This window comes from Streptomyces sp. MUM 203J (assembly GCF_022414595.1).
Lineage (GTDB): Bacteria > Actinomycetota > Actinomycetes > Streptomycetales > Streptomycetaceae > Streptomyces.
The window spans coordinates 56,215-75,201 of sequence record NZ_JADWYO010000004.1 but is presented as its reverse complement, the minus strand read 5'-3'; the positions used below and the strand labels follow the sequence as shown (position 1 = coordinate 75,201).

The following is an 18,987-nucleotide window of genomic DNA, read 5'->3' as shown; positions in this document are numbered from 1 at the left end:
CGGGCCGTACTCTGGTGCGGTATCGAAGGGCATTCGAAGGAAGGACCAGCGGACGTCATGTACGGCTGGATCTGGCGGCATCTCCCAGGAAACGCATGGGTGCGGGCGCTTCTCTCGCTCCTGCTGATCCTCGGGGTCGTCTATCTGCTCTTCCAATACGTGTTCCCCTGGGCGGAACCCCTGCTTCCGTTCAACGATGTGACGGTGGACGGTCAGTGAGCGCACGCATCCTCGTCGTCGACAACTACGACAGCTTCGTCTTCAACCTGGTCCAGTACCTCTACCAGCTCGGTGCCGAGTGCGAGGTCCGCCGCAACGACGAGGTCGAACCGGGCCACGCCCAGGACGGCTTCGACGGTGTGCTGCTGTCGCCCGGCCCCGGCGCCCCCGAACAAGCCGGTGTCTGTGTCGACATGGTGCGCCACTGCGCCGCCACGGGCGTCCCGGTCTTCGGTGTCTGCCTCGGCATGCAGTCGATGGCCGTCGCGTACGGCGGCGTCGTGGACCGCGCCCCCGAGCTGCTGCACGGCAAGACGTCGCCGGTCGTCCACGAGGGCAAGGGCGTCTTCGCCGGTCTGCCCTCGCCGTTCACCGCGACCCGCTACCACTCGCTGGCCGCCGAGCCGGCCGCGCTGCCGGACGTCCTGGAGGTCACGGCGCGCACGGAGGACGGGATCATCATGGGGCTGCGCCACCGTGTACACGCCGTGGAGGGCGTCCAGTTCCACCCGGAGTCCGTGCTCACCGAGCACGGTCACCTGATGCTCGCCAACTGGCTGGAGCACTGCGGCGACACCGGTGCGGTCGGCCGTTCGACGGGCCTCGCGCCGGTGGTGGGCAAGGCCGTCGCGTGACCTCGCCCTGGTTCCGGGCATCGAACATGCCCGAGACGCCTCAGGAGCCGTACGGGGGGCGGGAGCCGTCCGGGGGCCAGAGGGGGTACGAGGGCCAGGAGGGGGACGACGGGTACGGGACGCCCCAGACCGCGCCCCCGCCCCAGCCGCCCGAGCCGCAGCCGTACGACCCGTACGCGGCCCCGCAAGGGCACCAGCAGTACCAGCAGCCGTACGGGCCCGCGCCGGTGGCGGAGCCGTACCCCCCGCAGCCGTACCAGCCGGAGGGGCACGGGGGGACGGAGACGTACCGGCCGGAGCCGTATCCCGCAGAGCCGTATCCCTCGGAGACGTACGGAACGGAGACGACGTACGGCGGGAGTGGCTACGCGACGGAGGTGCCGGTCCGGCATGACGGCACGGTCCCGATGCCCGTGGTGGAGCCGCCGCGAATAGCAGACGGACAGCCCGCGGCCGGCGAGGCCGAGCCGTACGGGCCCGAGCCGTCGGTCGGGGGCCGGGCCGAGCGGCGGCGTGCCGCCAAGTCCGGTGGCCGCCGCCGCAACGTCCCCATGCCCGTCTCCGCCGCCGCCTCGGCCGGGTCCGCGTCGGAGGCGCCGATGACGCGGCTGGAGGCCCGCCGGGCCGCGCGTGCCGCGAAGGACGGCTTCGGGGTCATCGCCAGCCGGGCGGTGGGCGAGATCTTCATCACCTTCGGCGTACTGATGCTGCTGTTCGTCGTCTACCAACTGGTGTGGACGAACGTGCAGGCCGGTCTGGAGGCAGGCAAGGAGAAGGACCGCATCACCGAGAACTGGGCCAACGGCGACGGCAAGGAGCAGAAGGCCTTCGCGCCGGGGCAGGGCTTCGCCATCCTCCACATCCCGAAGCTCGACGTGGTCGTGCCCGTCGCGGAGGGCATCGACAAGGAGCGGGTCCTCGACAAGGGCATGGTCGGCCACTACGGGGAAGGAACCCTCAAGACGGCCATGCCGTCCGACAAGGAGGGCAACTTCGCGGTCGCCGGCCACCGCAACACCCACGGCGAGCCGTTCCGCTACATCAACCAGCTCCGGCCCGGCGACCCCATCGTCGTCGAGACCCGGGACCGGTACTACGTCTACGAGATGGCGAGCATCCTGCCGCAGACCCCGCCCTCCAACGTCTCGGTGCTCAAACCGGTGCCCGACGGGTCCGGTTTCACGGAACCCGGCCGGTACATCACGCTGACCACCTGCACCCCGGAGTTCACGAGCACGTACCGCATGATCGTGTGGGGCAAGCTGGTCGAGGAACAGCCCCGGGACAAGGGCGAGCCGAAGGCTCTGGCAGGCTGACGCACGCCGTCGGGCCGGTGGGCCCGGCCTGGGACCTCAAGACGGGAAGTAGCAGAGCAGTGGCACGTGTGCGCAACCGGATCGCAGCCGTCGTCAGCGTCTTCGGAGAACTGCTGATCACTGTGGGCGTGCTGATGGGCCTGTTCGTCGCCTACTCGCTGTGGTGGACCAACGTCCTCGCGGACCGGGAGGCCGGCAAGCAGAGCGACGCGGTCCGGCAGCGCTGGACGGAGACCGACACGGGACCCGGCGCGCTGGACACCCGGGACGGCATCGGCTTCCTGCACGTCCCGGCCATGGACAACGGTGAGGTGCTGGTCAAGGAGGGCACCGACGAGAAGGTGCTCAACGACGGCGTCGCCGGCTATTACACGGACCCCGTCAAGTCGGCGCTGCCGCAGGACGAGAAGGGCAACTTCACGCTGGCCGCCCACCGCGACGGGCACGGCGCGAAGTTCCACGACATCGACAAGCTGAAGTTCGGTGACTCGATCGTCTTCGAGACGAAGGACACCTGGTACATCTACAAGGTGTACAAGACCCTTCCGGAGACCTCGAAGTACAACGTGGAGGTCCTGAACCCGGTCCCGAAGCAGTCCGGCAAGACCAAGGCGGGCCGCTACATCACCCTGACGACCTGCACCCCGGTCCTCACCTCCAAGCACCGCTACATCGTCTGGGGCGAGCTGGAGCGCACGGAGAAGGTCGACAAGGACCGCACGAAGCCCGCGGAGCTGCGCGGCTGAAGGAGAAGTCCGGGCGGTACGGGGCCTCGGGCGCTGCGGGGCTTCGTACGGTACGAGGAAGGGCCCGGGAACCTTGCGCGGTTCCCGGGCCCTTCCTGTGGGTTCTGAGGGCGTCAGCCGCTCACTCCTCCTCGGTCCGGACCTCTGTCTCCGGGGTGCCGAAGCCGAACAGGCCGCCCTGGTTGCCCCCGTCGTTGCTGCCGTCGTCACCGGTGCCCCGGTTGTCGCCACCGGTCAGGCTGCGGGTCTTGATTTCGACCGGGGTGCCCGGGTCGATCCGCTTGCCCGCCTTGGGGTCCTGGTCGACGACGAGGGCGTTCGGGTCGTTCGGCCCCTCGACGATCGCCAGCTGGAGTCCGCGTGCGCCGGCCTCCTGCTGGGCCTGGGACAGCAGCCTGCCCTTCAGGGCCGGCACCTGCACCTTCTGCACCTGGGGGCCCTTGGAGACCTTCAGGGTGACGTTGCTGCCCTTCGCGGCCTGCTCGCCGCCGGCCGGCGACTGCTCGATGACCGTGCCGGCCGGCTGGTCGTTGTCCACCTCGTCGCGGAGGACATTGAACTTCAGGCCCTCAAGCTGGGCCTTGGCGGTGTCGAACTGCTGGGTGACCACGTTCGGCACGGGCACCTTGGCCTGCGTGGCGATGGTGATCGTGACCTCGCTGCCCTTCTCGGCCTCCGTGTTCCCGTCCGGGCTCTGGCGGATGACGGAGCCCTCGGTCTTGTCGGACTCCTCCCGCTCCACGGTGACCTTGAAGCCCTCGTTCTTGAGGTTGGTGCTCGCCAGGTCCTCGTCCTGCTGGAGAACGCTCGGTACCTTGACCATCGGGGCGCCTTCGGACACCCACACCTCGATCGGGGTGTTCTCCTCGACCTTGGTGCTGCCGTCGGCCTCCGGCTGCTGGCGGCAGATGGAGCCCTTCGGCTGGTCCTCGCAGCGCTCCGTGCCCCCGTCCTTGAGCGTGACGCTGGCGTTCTCCGCCGACTTCCGGGCCTGCTCCATGGTCTGGCCCACCAGGTTGGGGATCACGACCTCACGCGGGCCGTTGTCGGGCGCGAAGATCGACCGTCCGATCAGGACGGCGCCGACGAGCACCAGGATGCCCGCCACGGCCAGCAGGACCGTGGAGAGGCTGGACTTCTTCTGCGGCGGACGGCGGCGTCCGGCGCCCCGGTCGTCGTAGCCGAAGCCGCCGTCGTCCGGGTTCATGGGCGGCAGCATCGACGTCTGCGCGGCCGGGTCGGCCTGGTGCATCGCGGCCGTCGGCTGGTCCGGGTGCGGGTAGCCGTAGCCGCCGGGGGCGCCCATGGCCCCCATCGCGGCGGTCGCGGCGACCGGCTGGCGGCCCTCCAGGCACGCCTCGATGTCGGCGCGCATCTCGTCGGCCGACTGGTACCGGTAGTCCGGGTCCTTGACCAGGGCCTTCAGTACGATCGCGTCCATCTCGGGCGTGATCTCGGGGTCGAAGGAACTGGGCGGCTGCGGCTCCTCCCGTACATGCTGGTAGGCGACCGCGACCGGTGAGTCCCCGATGAACGGCGGGCGCACGGTCAGCAGCTCGTACAGCAGACAGCCGGTGGAGTACAGGTCGGAGCGGGCGTCGACGGTCTCGCCCTTGGCCTGCTCCGGGGAGAGGTACTGGGCGGTGCCGATCACGGCCGCCGTCTGTGTCATGGTCATCCCGGCGTCGCCCATCGCGCGCGCGATGCCGAAGTCCATGACCTTGACCTGGCCGGTCCGCGTCAGCATGACGTTCGCCGGCTTGATGTCGCGGTGGACGATGCCGGCGCGGTGCGAGTACTCCAGGGCCTGGAGGATGCCGACGGTCATCTCCAGCGTGCGCTCGGGGAGCAGCTTGCGCCCGGAGTGGAGCAGCTCACGCAGGGTGGAGCCGTCGACGTACTCCATCACGATGTACGGGATGGAGACCCCGTCGACGTAGTCCTCGCCGGTGTCGTACACGGCGACGATCGCCGGGTGGTTGAGCGAGGCGGCGGACTGGGCCTCACGGCGGAACCGGGCCTGGAAGGACGGGTCCCGGGCCAGGTCGACCCGCAGCGTCTTCACGGCGACGGTGCGGCCGAGCCGGGTGTCGTGGGCGAGGTAGACCTCGGCCATGCCACCACGGCCGAGCACCGAGCCCAGCTCGTACCGGCCGCCGAGGCGACGCGGCTCTTCCATAACTGTTCCAGCCCTCTCCGTCAGTCCCGACCGCACCCGTCTGTGTGGTCCGGCGGTGTGCTGTTCGGGCAAAGGCTACCGGCCGCGGGTGGCTGATCACTTCGTGACCGGAAGCTGATACGGGACCGGTACACAGTCGCCAGGGGCATCGCGGGGGCTTCACGGACGTCATGCGGTGTCGCGCATGTCACGTCTCCGGCGTCGGTCCGGCGGGTGTCCGTTCGGCGTGGTGCGGGTCACTGCTTGCTGTCGAGCACCGCCTTCATCACCGCGCGGGCGATGGGCGCGGCCTGGCCGCCGCCGCTGATGTCCTCACGGGTGGCGTCGGAGTCCTCGACGATGACGGCCACGGCGACCGGGGAGCCGCTGTCGGTCTTCGCGTACGAGATGAACCAGGCGTAGGGGCGGGCCTTGTTCTTCTCGCCGTGCTGGGCGGTGCCGGTCTTGCCGCCGACCTTGACGCCGGGGATGCGGGCCTTGGTGCCGGTGCCCTCCTCGACCGTGACCTCCATCATCTTCTGCACGAGCTGCGCGGTCTCGGCGGACATCGGCCGGCTCATCTCCTCGGGCTCGAAACCTTCGAGCACGTCGAGGCTCGGGGTCACCAGGCGGTCCACCATGTACGGCTTCATCAGCTTGCCGTCGTTGGCGATGGCGGCGGTGACCATGGCCATCTGGAGCGGGGTGGTCGCGGTGTTGAACTGGCCGATGGCGGACTGGGCGTTGCCGCCGCGGTCCATGTTCTTGTCGTACACGGAGGCGACCGCGCGGACCGGGGTGAAGACCTCCGAGTTGAAACCGAACTTCTCGGACATCTCGACCATCTTGTCCCGGCCGACCTCGTCACCGAGCTTCGCGAAGACGGAGTTGCAGGACCACTGCATCGCGTACTGCAGCGTGGCGTTCTCGCAGCCCCGGGCGTGGTTCTTCATCGGCGTCCGGGACAGCGGGATCATGTACGGCTCGGGGGTGTCCGTCTTGGCTTCGATGTCCTTGACGATGCCGGCCTCGATGGCCGCGGCGGCCGTGACCACCTTGAACGTGGAGCCAGGGGGGTAGATCTCGCGCAGTACGCGGTTGTTCCTCGGCTTGTCGGGGTCCTTCTCCAGCTTGTTCCATGCCTCGCCGTCGGCCTTCGTGCGGCCCGCGATGGTGCCCGGGTCGTACGAGGGGGTGGAGGCCAGCGCCAGGATCTTCCCGGTCTGCGGGTCGATGGCCGCGACGGCGCCCTTCTTCTTGCCGAGCCCCTCGTAGGCGGCCTTCTGGGCGGCGCCGTTGAGGGTCGTGACGACGTTGCCGCCCTGCTTGGTCTCGCCGGTGAACATGGCGAGGGTGCGGTCGAAGAACAGCCGGTCGTCGTTGCCGGTGAGGATGGGGTCGTAGATGGACTCCAGCTTGTCCGAGCCGAAGACGCTGGAGGCGTACCCGGTGACGGGCGCCCACATGGGGCCGTTCACGTAGGTGCGCCGGTACTTGTACATCGAGTCGTCGCTCTCGACGGACCCCGTGATGGGCTTGTCCTCCACGATGATGTTGCCGCGGGGGTAGCTGTACCGCTCGATGGCCGTGCGCTTGTTGTCCTTGTGGGAGTTCAGCTCGTCACTGCGGACGAACTGGAGCCAGTTGTCCCGGAGGAGCAGCGCGAGCACCAGCAGGCCGCAGAAGATCGCGATATGGCGCAGGGGCTTGTTCACTGTCGGACCACCTGGGTCATCTCGGCGTCGGGGTTCGGGGCGGGTGCGGGGGCCGGACGGCGCGCGGTGTCGCTGATCCGCAGCAGGATCGCGATGAGCGCCCAGTTCGCGATGACGGACGAGCCGCCGTACGCGAGGAACGGCATGGTCATACCGGTCAGCGGGATGAGGCCCATCACACCGCCGGCGACGACGAAGATCTGGAGCGCGAAGGCGCCGGACAGGCCGCAGGCGAGCAGCTTGCCGAACGGGTCGCGGGCAGCGAGCGCGGTGCGCAGACCGCGCTCGACGATCAGGCCGTACAGGAGGAGGAAGGCCATGACACCGGCCAGGCCCAGCTCCTCTCCGACGGTGGCGAAGATGAAGTCGGAGTTGGCGGCGAAGCCGACGAGGTCGGAGTTGCCCTGGCCGAGGCCGGTGCCGATGGTGCCACCGGAACCGAACGCCATCTGGACCTGTGTCATCTGGTCACAGGCCCAGGCCATGTTGGTGCCCTCGGGCGCGGTCTTCAGGCATTCGAACGGATCGAGCCAGGCGGCGACACGGGACTTGACGTGGGTCGCGGTCGAACCGACCACGACCGCGCCGCCCACGGCCATCAGCAGACCCATGACGATCCAGCTGGTCCGCTCGGTCGCCACGTACAGCACGATCACGAACATGCCGAAGAACAGCAGTGACGAACCGAGGTCGTTCTCGAAGACCAGGATCAGCAGGCTGAGCGCCCAGATGGTGATGATCGGGCCGAGGTCGCGGCCCCGGGGCAGGTAGAGGCCCATGAAGCGGCGGCTGGCCAGGGCGAGCGCGTCACGCTTCACCATCAGATATCCGGAGAAGAAGACCGCGAGCACGATCTTGGCGAACTCTCCCGGCTGGACGGAGAAGCCCGCGATGTTGATCCAGATCTTGGCGCCGAAGCTGTCCGTGCCGAGGCCCGGGACGATCGGCAGGAGCAGCAGGACGATCGCCACCATCATCGAGATGTACGTGTAGCGCTGGAGCACCCGGTGGTCCTTGAGGAACACCAGCACGGCCAGGAACATCGCGATACCGATCGCGGAGTACATCAGCTGCTTGGGCGCGTCCGGGCTGAACGTGGCGTACTGGGCCTGGATCCGCGGCGACTGGTCGAGTCTCCAGATCAGCACCAGGCCCAGCCCGTTGAGCAGGGTCGCCAGCGGCAGCAGCAGCGGGTCGGCGTACTTCGCGAAGCGCCGTACCAGCAGGTGGGCGATTCCGGCGAGCAGTCCGAGGCCGATGCCGTAGCCGAGCATGCCGGCGGGCACCTCGCCGTCGATGGCGAGGCCGACGTTCAGGTACGCGAGGACCGGGATGGCGACGGCGAACGCGAGGAGCAGCAGCTCGGTGTTGCGGCGGCTCGGTGCGTCGATCGCGCCGATGGTGGTCGTGTTGGTGACAACGCTCATGGTGGTGGAAAGGCCCCCCTACGGGTGCTTACTGCTTGCCGCAGTTCGAGGCCGCCCGCTTCTCCTCCTCCGTGAGGGTGGGACCCGGGGAGGGAGTGGCCGCGGTGGGCGTGGTCGTGGGCTTGGCGTCGGTCTTCTCGCCGTCCTGCTGTTCCCCCTCGGGCTTCTGCTCCCCGGACGGGGAGGAGGACGGGGCCGGGGAGGCGGCGGGGGGCGGGGCGGCGGCCGACTGCTCGGCGGCCTCGCGGGCCTCCGCGCGCTTGCGGCAGGCACTGGCCTGGACGCCCAGCTCCTTGATCTTGGCCTCCGCCTTGGCGAGGCTGCCGCCGGCGATCGTGTCCTCGACCTGCTTCTGGTAGTACGAGGGGAGGTACTTGAGTTCGATGTCGGGGTGGTCCTTCTCGACCTCCGACAGCGAGACCCACATCAGGTCCTGGCTGATGCCCCGGTAGAGGGCGACATGGCCCTTGTTGGCACCCACGTAGTACTGGGTCTGGGTCCAGCGCCAGCCGGCGTACCCGCCCCCGCCGAGCAGGGCGAGGACCAGCACCATCAGGAAGATCCGCTTGAACCAGCCGCCTTTCTTGCGGGGCTTGGCGAGATCCTCGTCCCGGTACGCGCCGTGGGAGTCGTTCTCCGGGGGCATGCCGCCGTAGTCGATGTCCTCGCCGCTGCCGGGCGGGCCGAAGCCCCCGGGGGGCGGCTGCGGGGCCTGGCGGCCCAGCCCGGCGGCCCGTCCGGCGGGGGTCTGCATGGCCCCGCCGTCGTTGAGCTGCTGCTGGTTCTCGGCCACGGCGCCGACGATCACCGGGGCGTCGCTGAGCTGTCCGGCGAGGGTGTCGCCGCCGTCGACGTCCAGGACGTCCGCGATGATCACGGTGATGTTGTCCGGGCCGCCGCCGCGCAGGGCGAGCTGGATCAGCTCCTGGACGGTCTCCTGGGGCCCCTGGTAACTGGCGAGGGTCTCCTCCATCGTCTGGTGGGAGACGACTCCGGACAGGCCGTCGGAGCAGACCAGATAGCGGTCGCCGGCCCGGACCTCGCGGATCGACAGGTCCGGCTCGACGTGGTCACCGCTGCCGAGCGCGCGCATGAGGAGCGAGCGCTGCGGGTGGGTGGTGGCCTCTTCCTCGGTGATACGGCCCTCGTCGACCAGCCGCTGCACCCAGGTGTGGTCCTGGGTGATCTGAGTGAGGACGCCGTCGCGGAGGAGGTACGCACGGGAGTCTCCGACATGGACGAGGCCGAGGCGCTGGCCGGTCCACAGCAGGGCGGTGAGCGTGGTGCCCATGCCCTCCAGCTGCGGGTCCTCCTCGACCATCATGCGGAGCTGGTCGTTGGCCCGCTGCACCGCCGTGCCGAGCGAGGTGAGGATGTCGGAGCCGGGAATGTCGTCGTCGAGCGTGACGAGGGTGGAGATCACCTCGGAGGAGGCGACTTCGCCGGCGGCCTGCCCGCCCATGCCGTCCGCGATGGCGAGCAGCCGGGGTCCGGCGTAGCCGGAGTCCTCGTTGCCCTCGCGGATCATTCCTTTGTGAGACCCGGCGGCGAAGCGCAGTGACAGACTCATGCGCACCTCACCCGTCGGCTCGGGGTACAGCCGGTCTGGTCGAGCCACACTGCCCACCCTCCGGTCGGGAGCCCCGCCCGGTCCGCGGGGACCGCTGCGGCTCGCTCGCTCCGCTCGCGCCTATTCATGATGTAGCACTACTTCCGCAGCTCGATGACGGTCTTGCCGATGCGGATCGGCGCACCCAGCGGAATCGGGGTCGGCGTGGTGAGTCGAGTCCGGTCGAGGTACGTGCCGTTGGTGGACCCCAGGTCCTCGACGATCCACTGACCGTCGTGGTCCGGATAGATCCTGGCATGCCGGCTGGAGGCGTAGTCGTCGTCCAGCACGATCGTGGAGTCGTGCGCCCGGCCCAGCGTGATCGTCTGGCCCTGGAGGGCGACCGTCGTGCCGGTGAGCGTGCCCTCGGAGACGACCAGCTTCGTGGGGGCGCCGCGCCGCTGCCGCTGCTGCGGCGGGGCGCTCTGGCGGCCTTCGGAGCGGGGGCGGGCGCTCTCCCGGCGCGCGCCGCGCTGCGTGACCCGTGTACCGAACAGGTCGCTGCGGATGACCTGGACGGCCACGATGACGAACAGCCACAGTACGGCGAGGAAACCCAACCGCATGACCGTGAGGGTCAGCTCTGACATTGCCCCCGCTTCACCCTTCGGCTTGCCGGTAAATGATGGTGGTGCTGCCCACGACGATCCGCGAGCCGTCGCGGAGCGTAGCGTGAGTGGTCTGCTGTCCGTCCACCACGATGCCGTTGGTGGACCCGAGATCCTGGATCGTCGAGGGCGTTCCGGTCCGGATCTCGCAGTGGCGGCGGGATACTCCCGGATCGTCGATCCGCACGTCGGCGTCCGTGCTGCGGCCCAGGACCAGGGTGGGGCGGGAGATCTGGTGCCGGGTGCCGTTGATCTCGATCCAGCGGCGCACCTGGGCGCCCGGCACCTGGCCGGTGGAGCCCGGCGGACGGTGCGCCGAGGACGCGCCCGGACGGTGCTGGCCGGGGGCCGGGCCGGCGCCCGGCGGGGGCGCGGGCGGCATCGGCGGAGCGCCGGCCGGAGGGTAGCCGTAGCCGCCGGGACGGCCGCCCTGGCCGGGCGGCGGGGCGGTGGGGCCTCCCGGGCCCTGGGGGCCCTGCGCGCCCGCGCCGGGGGAGCCGTCGGCGGGCTGGGCGTCCGCGGAGGAGCTGGACGCGAGGGTGCGGCTGCGGACCCGGTACAGGCCGGTGTCGAGATCGTCGGCCTTCTCCAGGTGGACCTTGATGGGGCCCATGAAGGTGTACCGCTGCTGCTTCGCGTAGTCCCGGACCAGTCCGGCCAGCTCGTCCCCGAGCTGCCCGGAGTAGGGGCTGAGGCGCTCGTAGTCGGGGGTGCTCAGCTCGACGATGAAGTCGTTGGGGACGACCGTGCGGTCCCGGTTCCAGATCGTCGCGTTGTTGTCACACTCGCGCTGGAGGGCGCCGGCGATCTCGACCGGCTGGACCTCGGACTTGAAGACCTTGGCGAAGGTGCCGTTGACCAGGCCTTCGAGACGCTGCTCGAACCTCTTCAGGACTCCCATCGGGCACCTCCTCCGTCGTTGCCGCCCTGGTACTGCTTACTGATCGTATCCACGCGTCGGGAAATCGGCTGGTTCCCCTTCTCTGCCCTGTGGATGAGTGTCACCTCTCACATCTCCCACACGGATCGTAGAGGCGCCCTGTGGACAGTGTCCCGCACCTTCCGGATACCTCGGAGGGACGGGGGTCGGGGGTTCCGGGCGGGGGCTGTTCCGCTGTCCCCCTTCCTCTTCCTCTGTCCCGCTCGTCCTCTGTGTCCCCGCGGTTCCGTGCCCGACTCGGCGGCCCCGATGCCTCGGGGGGTGCCCCTCGGTACCGTCGCCGCCGGGGACGGCGGGCGTCTCCTCTACCTCCTTGTGCGTCTGCCGGGCCCTCGAAACAACGGATGTGAATCCATCCCCGATGGCGTGCTAATCTTCAGATGTCGCCAGGCGGTCGCACCAAAACGGTGGAGGCCGAAGGTTACGACACCCAGATGCGCGGGTGGCGGAATAGGCAGACGCGCTGGATTCAGGTTCCAGTGCCCGCAAGGGCGTGGGGGTTCAACTCCCCCCTCGCGCACGAGGGGACACCGACGAAAGTGTCCTCGTAGCACCGACGAAACGGTCGGCATCGTGATCACGATGCCGACCGTTTCGCTTTCCCTACTGGTCAGGTGGGGTGTGGCGCGGCTTGCACGCGTGACTGCCCGGCGGCTGGGGAGCCGCCGGGCAGTCGTGTTCTGGGTCTTCGGTTGTTGACCTTCAGCTGGCTTGCTGGGGTATGACCCCTCTCACGCGGTCGTCTCGGTGAGGTACCCCTCGGGGGTCCAGGTGCCCAGGGGTTTGGTCTTGCGACGGCGGGTGGGGCGGCGGTGGGGGCGGTTGCCGTGGAGCGCGATGCTGCCGGCCCAGGTGGCGAGCTTGCGTTTGTTGGCGTGGGCGAGCTGGAAGGCCAGCAGGATGGCCTGGGCGGCGATGCCGCGGATGCGGCGGGTGCCGCCGGACTCGAGGCACTCGTAGAGGGGGTCCTTGCCGAAGCCGTTCATGCCCTCGATGGCGTTGCGGAGCCGGAAGTAGACGCGCTGCCATTCCGCGGTGCCGTACTGGAGGGGCTGCCAGAGCTGGGCGCCGGCCTCGGGCGGGAGGGTGATGGTGCGCTGGGTGCAGGCGGTGGGCGAGCCGACGGGGCTGGGAGCGGGGTCGATGAGGGGCAGGTGGATGCCCCGGCCGAGGGTGTAGGGCTTGAGAGGGCACTGGGTGCGGTTGGCCTCGGCGGGGCACATCATGCGGCGGTGGCCCTCGGCGTCAGCGCGCTGCTTGGGCATGAAGAGGTAGGTGGTGCGCTGCCGGATCCGGTTGATCCAGGTCTGCTTGTCGATCTTCTTGGCGACGAGGTCCTTGCTGGCGTCCTTGAGGGGCTGGGGCATGGAGGGGCAGTACCAGTTGCCCTCGACGAGTTCTGCCCCGGCGAACTGGGCCTGCACGCCGAGCTGGTCCTTGGCGTAGTCGTAGACGGGCTGGTAGCCCACGGCGCGGATGGGGAGCTGGAACTTGTCCGGTTTCTGGTCGGGGTAGAGGCGGTCGCCGGCGAGGTAGCCGCGGGGGTAGCGGGGATCGACCTGCTGGAGGGCTTCGAGGGCGACTTCAGCGGGGCGGTGGCTGGGCTTGTCGAGGGAGAACGCGACGACCAGGGACGGGACGACGTCGGGGTTGGCCGAGCCGTCGGGCAGCGGTGTGCCGTCGTGGTCGGGGTCGCGTGCGACGACGAGACACGCGTCGTAGCCGTACAGGCGCTTCTTGATGCGCTCCTGTGTTGGTGCGTCTGTCAGGAGGGGGTCTTTGTGTTTGGTGGTGCGGACGTACCAGCCGGCGTCGGGGTCGCTCGCCGTGACCGGGCTGTCGGAGGACAGGCCTTTCGCGTACGTGCCGATGACGGTGGCGTCCAGGGCGGCCGACCCGTTCCAGCGGCCTTCCAGCAGAGGGTGGGCGTCGAGGAGGGACATGGAGAGGATCCGGTTGGCGACCCGCAGCATGAGCGAGCGCCTGCCGGCGAGCTCGTCGGGGTCTGCCTCGCCGAGGAGGCGGGCTACGAGCTCGCGGTCCAGGCGGTGGTTCTTGGGCAGCGGCGAGGGATCCACGGCTTCCTCGATGCGGTGGAAGAGGCGGCGGACGACGTGGTACCCGGCTTCGAAGCCCCGGAAGTGGTCGGCATAGCGGGAGATGCCGAGCTGCTCGCGCACCTCGTCGGACAGGGCGAAGAAGAGCAGGTTCGCCACCGAGGTCAGGGTCACCGTGCCGGCGTTGCGCGCGGCGGCCAGCCACATGCCCAGGAACAGCGCCCGCACGGTGAGTGTCCGCTTGCGGCCGGTGGACTGGGCGACGAGGGGTTCGACCTCGGAGACGAGACCGGAGTCGTCCAGCGCGGCCAGTACCTCGTGCACCTCGGCGTCGGGAACGGGCAGGCGGCGGGTACGGAGCTTGGCGAGGTGATCCTCGCGGTCGAGACTGCTGGTCATCTACAGCTCCCTGAGCATGGCGGCGGCCTGGTCGGGCGGGAGGTTGCGGACGTAGGGCAGGATCCGGTCGATCGAGCGCAGGGTGGTCAGGCCGGCGGCGGCCATCAGCGTGGGCAGGTACATGCGGGCCTCGACGGCGTCGACGAGCCAGGTGGCGCGGGTCCGGCCCATCACCAGGGCCGGTGTGCCGGGGGTGCGCTTGGTACGGGCGAGGAAGTTGGTGACGGTGTTCGTGCCCCGGGCGTGGCTCGCGGGGCGGAAGAGGTAGCGGGCCTGGCCGGGGAGACAGGCCCAGGCGGTGGCCTCGGTGAGGACCGGCGCCCAGGCGTTGCGGCACAGCACGATCCGCTTGCGCCGTCCGCGGACCGAGACGGCGACCGCGCCGTTGGGCGCTTCGCGGATGTCGTGGGTGCGCAGCGGGATGATCTCGGGTGAGTCCAGGCCGCAGCCGAGGCCGAGGGCGAGCAGGGTCAGAGAGCCGTAGCGCAGTTCGTCGGTGGGCTGGACGCGGGCGGAGGCGTACAGCAGGGCCTGCTCCGGCTTGGTGTAGGGGCGGGAGGGATCGGAGCCGGTGTACGAGGCCGGAGTACCGGTGATCAGGTCGGGGCCGAGCAGGGCGAGGCGGAGCTTGTTGAGGCGGCAGCGGCGGTTGGAACGGGACGACTTCTCGGCGTGCAGGTAGCCGGTCGCCAGGTACCACTCGATCGCCTCACGGGTGAGCAACTGCTCGGCTTTCGTGGGCTGTCCGCAGGCGTCCGCGTGAGCGGCGGCGTACGCCAGGGCGCCGAGCCAGTCACGGGCCTGTTTCGGCGTGCCGGGCTTGGCCTTGGCGACCGCGCGACGGCAGTCCGCGCCGATCCGCTCCCAGACGGGGCTGGGGAGCTTGGGCCGGTACTGCTCGATCGCATCCATCGTGACTCTCCACCAGGAATAGACCCCGGGCGGGGTGATATTCCAATAACATTCGGTGAGAGTGGCGGCCGCCGTCATCCCGGGAGGTCCGTATGGGCGAGACTCTTTGCCGTGCCACAAGGAGACAAGCGCAGCCGCAGGCCCGTCGGGTACGTCCTCGAGGGCACCTGGCCGGGCGCTGTGCTCGATGACCACCACGGGGCGCGGGTCGCCCAGGAAGTCGCCGCGCGGCTGCGGAAAGTTGTCGACGCGAACGGCTGGTCGATGGTGGAGGTGGCCAGGCTGACGGGTGTCGACCGGCTGACCGTCACGCGCGTGCTCGCCGGACAGGTGTGGCCCGACCTGCTGACGATCGCGACTTTGGAGAAGGCGCTCGACGTGGACCTGTGGCCCGGACGTGAACCGGGCAATCCACCGCGATGAAATCGCATGGGCATTCGGCTCCTCGAAAGAGGCAGGGCGGAATGGCCGAATGCCGTACACACCCGGGCGGAGCCGGGTAGTGTCGGAAACGGCCTTAGCGGGCTATGACCGCCGCCGCAGACCCAGGGGGGCAACCCTGGGCCGTCCTACGCGGCGGCGGTTATTAAGTTGTACGAGTGCACCTGCGGCGATGATTGCCCACAGGTGCCTATGTCAGGCGAATCTCCAGTTCATGAGGGGCCGGTAGTAGGTGTGGAAGTCGCCTTCGACGGTCACCCGTTCCAGGGCGCCGCGCCGGGCGAGGTTGCGGAGGTTCTCGCGCAGCGCACGGCGGGCGGCGCCGTCACTCTCGCTGACACCGAGGAGCTCGGCGACATCACCAGTGCCCCAATTGGTGTCGGGCCGCTGGGCCATCACCGTGAGGATCTGCTTCATCCGGGCGCCCCGGACGATCACCTCGGCGGGGGCGTCGTCCTGCATGTCGGACGGCAGGCCCGTATCGTCGGCGGGGGTGGCCTCCTGGGGCGGGGGGTGAGGGCCGGGGGCTGCATCACGCTCCGGTTCAGAGGGGTCCGTGTGCGGCGACGCGGCGTGCGGCGGAGGGTCCGGCGGGACGATCTTGAGCTGGGGGCCCGGCTGGCCGGCCGTTGAGGCGCCTGAGCCGTCCTGCCGCGGACCGAACGTCTCGTGAGCGGTCTTCAGCGCGGACCGTGCTGTCGTCACGGCCGCCCAGACTTCCTCCCGCCCCGAGGCGAGCCGCATGCGACGCTCCCTGAGCAGTCGCAGCGACTGCTCAGCCTCGTCGATACCGGCGTCGCACTCCTTCAGCGCCGCGTCGAACTTCCGGGCCCACCGTTCGAGGGCGTCCGGAGAATCATCCGGGATGACCTGCTCAGTCACCTGAAAGGACATGGCGCCACGGTAGAGGCAGGAAGCCATATATGTCCTGCCTTCTTCACGACTGGCAGCAGCATCCGATGGACAAGGGAATCGTTGTGCCGTTTTGTCCTGGTTGCATATTCGTTGCTCGAATGAATTGGCGATGAAATCGGGTTCGCTGGCTTGTGGTTTCCTCGGGGAGTTCTGGGTAGATGGCCAACGCGACCACACGGGCTGTCGCCGTCCCGGTACAGATGGCCCTCAGGGGGTCATGCCCTGTTTCGGTGGCGCTGTGTATCGCCAGGGAGCGGCGAGGTCGTCGAGCAGTGCGCGGGTGAGGTGCTCGGTGCCGTCCCGGATGGCACGCACGGCCCCACTGCGCAGGAGGTAGCCCAAGCGGTCGGCCCGGCCGCCGGTGAGCCGGTGCAGATGACCGGCGAGGCCCGGGAGAGTACCCATCGTGTGCCTGCGCAGCCGGAGGGCCGATTCCGCCCGCGCCAGGTAATCAGTCCAGGCCTGGTCGTACCGCATCGGGGCCAGCGTCAGGTGCAGCAGACGGCGGCTGGGGCCGAGGCCGGGCAGGGCAGCCGTGTGGCCGGCGAACACGAAGGTGGCCGGAATCCGATCGCACAGGTAGTCCACGGTGTCGGACAACGGGGTGGCCGAGCCCCTCGCTGTGTGGAGGTACTCGAACTCGTCCACCAGGACCAGCCCCGTCCCCAGCCGGGCCAGTGCCTCGCTCGTCTCCCGGGCCAGAACCGCCATCCCGGCCCGCTCGCGGACCGGGACCGCGGCCTGCCGGGCCAGTTCCGCCAGGAACACGCGTGGGGTCGTGGCCGGCGGCACCCGGACATAGACGACCGGCAGGCGGGTGCTGCCGGTGGGGAGCTGTGTCCTCGCCGTGTAGCTCCGGCCGAGCGCCAGCAGCGCCGTGGTCTTGCCTGTGCCGGATTCACCGGTCACCACGAGGCCACGGCGAGCCCCGGAGGTGTGCTCGTTGAGCAGCACCAGTTCCTCGGCCCGGCGGACCGTGGCCTCGACATCGGGGGTCGGGAGAGGGAGCCGGGCGTGGTACTCGATGCGCGCCTGGTCCAGCGCCCTGGCGGAGGGTGTCGTACCCGGTTCCAGCGGCGGGGTCTGGGCGATGAAGGGAGAACCGACGGATGAGGACGGAGGAAGGGGATCGGCACACTTGCTCAGCGGCAGCAGAGGCGCGGGCGCGGTGGCGGGCACGGCGACCCACGAGTCCTGCGCCGTGCGAGCCCACACCTGCCGGGTGTCGTGCGGGTCCCGGCGTACCTCGACTGGTTGCTGGCCGCGCAGCGCGTCCAGGCCAGGGCTGTTGTAGTGGTGCCCGTGCACGTGCAGACCGGTCGCGGTCACGCGCCGACGCCCGCCGGGCAGCAGGCCGGCGAACGCCTGCGGGGAGGGAGGCGCGGCGACCCAGCCCGCCCGGGCGGTGAGTACCGCGTACCTGTGCGCCCTGCTGCGCGCACACTCCGGCATAGCGAACTCGGGGGCCTGACGATGGAGTTCGCCGTGATTCCATTCCTCTTGGGTCCACGCGTCGAGCAGGTCCTGCACCATGACCACGGGCCACCCGGCGTCCCGGGCCTGGTCGCCCTGCACGGACCGCAACCAGGTGCCGAACTGTGAGGCCAGCTGCCGGGCCGCGACCTCGGCGCGGCGTCGCGGATACAGAAGCGAACCGGGCGCCGCGCGCACGAGAACACCATGACGGCGGCACGCGTCCGCCAGCCGGGGGAAACCGGGCGCCCGGTCCCAGAACAAGGTCTGCGGCCGGACGAGCGGGGGCAGCGCATGCCCGGCGTGCAGTCCGTCCGGAGCCGGGGCTTCGTGCTCGCAGAGCCAGTTCACTCGCCGGTCCGGGGGCATCCAGATCCGGGCCAGCAGCGCGGCCCCGTCCACGGGCCGTGCACTCTCGCGTACGACGGCGGTCAGAAGCACCTCGGTGTCGACGTCCAGGACGAACACCACCTCCAGGTCCCGCCGCTCGCCGTGCGGGAGCGGCAGCGGGGGAAGCCGCACGGCGTCCACGACGACCTGTCGTCCTGGCCATTGCTCCGGACTGGCGATCAGGCCCGCGGCATCCAACTCCGTGTACAGGCGATGGAAGGTCGTCCGCGACGGCAGCGTCAGGCCCCCTGAACCAGCCTCCGCCGCGAGGATCTGTCCGACCCGGCGACGGACTGCCTCGATCCCCGGCCGATCCCCGGGTGACTCCGCCACCACCTGGCGCACCGCGTCCACAAGGCGTGGATCCCACCTCGCGCCGAGCTCCTCGCGTCGCCCCGCCCGGCCGTCCGCCAGTCCGGTCGGCCCTTCCGCCTCGTACCGCTGCCGCTTGCGCCGGACGGTGCGGGCGGACGCTCCTCGTATCCCTGCTTGCCGCAGTTCCTCGGACTTCGCTTCCTCCCGCTCGCCCAGCGTGCGCCGTGCCGGATCGAACTCGGGCCTCGGCCGCGCACCCGGCGGGGCCCCAGGGGGCAGCCCGGTCAGGACCTCGACGATGTGGGGAAGCCACCAGCGGGCCCGTTCGGCGGCGTCACCCTCGGGCCGGGGCGGGCCGGGCACGGGTGCTTGCGCCGCCTGGTCCAGCACCGAGAATCCCCGGCTTCGCAGCAGCGTCACCACGTCCGCGTGCCGCTCGCCTCCCACTCCGTCCGTCAGCGTCAGGACCCGGCCGTACACACCGGTGACGGTATACGCCCGCCCGTCGAGGCGGACCCGGTCACCCACGCCCAACCAGTCCGGCCACACCGCGTTCATTGGCACCCTCGGTCCGGATACGGGGCCGGTCCGAGCCGCACCGAGCCGCGCCCCCGTCGTGTTCACACCACGACGCGAGCGCTCCTCGGCCCCGCTCGGACCGGCCAGCCGTGGCGTTCAGTGAACTGGAGCCGGAGGAAGCCGACTCGGGCCG

15 protein-coding genes and 1 tRNA gene are annotated in these 18,987 nt (G+C 70.0%); 6 read left to right on the top strand and 10 right to left on the bottom strand.

What is annotated here, in order from left to right; genetic code table 11:
- Positions 1 to 57: 57 nt before the first annotated feature.
- Genes I3F58_RS04110 through I3F58_RS04095 form a run of 4 tightly spaced genes read left to right on the top strand, consistent with a single transcriptional unit; the run spans position 58 to position 2,916 of the window.
- A complete protein-coding gene (locus I3F58_RS04110; RefSeq protein WP_240106787.1) occupies positions 58 to 219 on the top strand; it encodes a hypothetical protein in 162 nt (53 codons plus the stop codon).
- The gene (locus I3F58_RS04105) at positions 216 to 854 is read left to right on the top strand and encodes an aminodeoxychorismate/anthranilate synthase component II (protein WP_240106786.1); all 639 of its coding nucleotides are present in this window, start codon (positions 216 to 218) and stop codon (positions 852 to 854) included. The genes I3F58_RS04110 and I3F58_RS04105 overlap by 4 nt, the downstream gene beginning before the upstream one ends.
- Before the next feature lie 26 nt (positions 855 to 880).
- Positions 881 to 2,170 (top strand): class E sortase, encoded by a 1,290-nt coding sequence (locus I3F58_RS04100; protein WP_240106785.1) that lies wholly within the window; start codon positions 881 to 883, stop codon positions 2,168 to 2,170.
- Positions 2,171 to 2,229: 59 nt separating this feature from the next.
- A complete protein-coding gene (locus I3F58_RS04095) occupies positions 2,230 to 2,916 on the top strand; it encodes a class E sortase (protein ID WP_240106784.1) in 687 nt (228 codons plus the stop codon).
- Between the two features lie 121 nt (positions 2,917 to 3,037).
- On the opposite strand, the gene pknB is transcribed toward I3F58_RS04095, so the two are convergent.
- From pknB to I3F58_RS04065, 6 genes are all read right to left on the bottom strand, one after another.
- Positions 3,038 to 5,095, bottom strand: a complete 2,058-nt coding sequence (gene pknB / locus I3F58_RS04090; RefSeq protein WP_240106783.1) for a Stk1 family PASTA domain-containing Ser/Thr kinase — start codon at positions 5,093 to 5,095, stop codon at positions 3,038 to 3,040.
- A gap of 236 nt (positions 5,096 to 5,331) precedes the next feature.
- Positions 5,332 to 6,789, bottom strand: a complete 1,458-nt coding sequence (locus I3F58_RS04085; RefSeq protein ID WP_240106782.1) for a penicillin-binding protein 2 — start codon at positions 6,787 to 6,789, stop codon at positions 5,332 to 5,334.
- Complete coding sequence (locus tag I3F58_RS04080) at positions 6,786 to 8,216, bottom strand: FtsW/RodA/SpoVE family cell cycle protein (RefSeq protein ID WP_240106781.1); 1,431 nt, start codon at positions 8,214 to 8,216, stop codon at positions 6,786 to 6,788. The genes I3F58_RS04085 and I3F58_RS04080 overlap by 4 nt, the downstream gene beginning before the upstream one ends.
- A 28-nt stretch (positions 8,217 to 8,244) precedes the next feature.
- Positions 8,245 to 9,786 (bottom strand): Stp1/IreP family PP2C-type Ser/Thr phosphatase, encoded by a 1,542-nt coding sequence (locus I3F58_RS04075; RefSeq protein WP_240106896.1) that lies wholly within the window; start codon positions 9,784 to 9,786, stop codon positions 8,245 to 8,247.
- A gap of 137 nt (positions 9,787 to 9,923) precedes the next feature.
- Positions 9,924 to 10,415: an FHA domain-containing protein gene (locus tag I3F58_RS04070; RefSeq protein ID WP_240106780.1), complete on the bottom strand. Its 492-nt coding sequence runs from the start codon at positions 10,413 to 10,415 to the stop codon at positions 9,924 to 9,926.
- A gap of 10 nt (positions 10,416 to 10,425) precedes the next feature.
- Positions 10,426 to 11,334, bottom strand: a complete 909-nt coding sequence (locus tag I3F58_RS04065) for a DUF3662 and FHA domain-containing protein (RefSeq protein ID WP_240106779.1) — start codon at positions 11,332 to 11,334, stop codon at positions 10,426 to 10,428.
- A gap of 475 nt (positions 11,335 to 11,809) precedes the next feature.
- Between I3F58_RS04065 and I3F58_RS04060 the strand changes: the two genes are divergently transcribed.
- Positions 11,810 to 11,893: transfer RNA gene (locus tag I3F58_RS04060), tRNA-Leu, on the top strand.
- Between the two features lie 211 nt (positions 11,894 to 12,104).
- Here I3F58_RS04060 and I3F58_RS04055 read toward each other — a convergent pair.
- Both I3F58_RS04055 and I3F58_RS04050 read right to left on the bottom strand, forming a co-directional pair.
- Entirely contained in the window at positions 12,105 to 13,829 is a 1,725-nt protein-coding gene (locus tag I3F58_RS04055; protein ID WP_240106778.1) for a hypothetical protein, read from the bottom strand.
- Complete coding sequence (locus tag I3F58_RS04050; RefSeq protein WP_240106777.1) at positions 13,830 to 14,741, bottom strand: hypothetical protein; 912 nt, start codon at positions 14,739 to 14,741, stop codon at positions 13,830 to 13,832.
- A gap of 111 nt (positions 14,742 to 14,852) precedes the next feature.
- Here I3F58_RS04050 and I3F58_RS29565 point away from each other — a divergent pair, with 111 nt between their 5' ends.
- Positions 14,853 to 15,164, top strand: a complete 312-nt coding sequence (locus tag I3F58_RS29565; RefSeq protein ID WP_240106776.1) for a helix-turn-helix domain-containing protein — start codon at positions 14,853 to 14,855, stop codon at positions 15,162 to 15,164.
- 213 nt (positions 15,165 to 15,377) lie between these two features.
- Here I3F58_RS29565 and I3F58_RS04040 read toward each other — a convergent pair whose 3' ends face one another.
- Both I3F58_RS04040 and I3F58_RS04035 read right to left on the bottom strand, forming a co-directional pair.
- On the bottom strand, positions 15,378 to 16,076 hold the full coding sequence (locus tag I3F58_RS04040; protein ID WP_240106775.1) for a hypothetical protein: 699 nt from the start codon (positions 16,074 to 16,076) through the stop codon (positions 15,378 to 15,380).
- Between the two features lie 228 nt (positions 16,077 to 16,304).
- Positions 16,305 to 18,833, bottom strand: coding sequence for an AAA family ATPase (locus I3F58_RS04035; RefSeq protein ID WP_240106774.1), 2,529 nt, complete (start codon positions 18,831 to 18,833; stop codon positions 16,305 to 16,307).
- Positions 18,834 to 18,987: the final 154 nt, after the last annotated feature.

Bases quoted from the DNA above. Each gene is read 5' to 3' on its own strand.
- I3F58_RS04110 (WP_240106787.1), top strand. From the start codon at position 58: ATGTACGGCTGGATCTGGCGGCATCTCCCAGGAAACGCATGGGTGCGG.
- I3F58_RS04100 (WP_240106785.1), top strand. From the start codon at position 881: ATGCCCGAGACGCCTCAGGAGCCGTACGGGGGGCGGGAGCCGTCCGGG.
- pknB (WP_240106783.1), bottom strand. From the start codon at position 5,095: ATGGAAGAGCCGCGTCGCCTCGGCGGCCGGTACGAGCTGGGCTCGGTG.
- I3F58_RS04080 (WP_240106781.1), bottom strand. From the start codon at position 8,216: ATGAGCGTTGTCACCAACACGACCACCATCGGCGCGATCGACGCACCG.
- I3F58_RS04075 (WP_240106896.1), bottom strand. From the start codon at position 9,786: ATGAGTCTGTCACTGCGCTTCGCCGCCGGGTCTCACAAAGGAATGATC.
- I3F58_RS04070 (WP_240106780.1), bottom strand. From the start codon at position 10,415: ATGTCAGAGCTGACCCTCACGGTCATGCGGTTGGGTTTCCTCGCCGTA.
- I3F58_RS04065 (WP_240106779.1), bottom strand. From the start codon at position 11,334: ATGGGAGTCCTGAAGAGGTTCGAGCAGCGTCTCGAAGGCCTGGTCAAC.
- I3F58_RS04055 (WP_240106778.1), bottom strand. From the start codon at position 13,829: ATGACCAGCAGTCTCGACCGCGAGGATCACCTCGCCAAGCTCCGTACC.
- I3F58_RS04050 (WP_240106777.1), bottom strand. From the start codon at position 14,741: ATGGATGCGATCGAGCAGTACCGGCCCAAGCTCCCCAGCCCCGTCTGG.
- I3F58_RS04040 (WP_240106775.1), bottom strand. From the start codon at position 16,076: ATGTCCTTTCAGGTGACTGAGCAGGTCATCCCGGATGATTCTCCGGAC.
- I3F58_RS04035 (WP_240106774.1), bottom strand. From the start codon at position 18,833: ATGAACGCGGTGTGGCCGGACTGGTTGGGCGTGGGTGACCGGGTCCGC.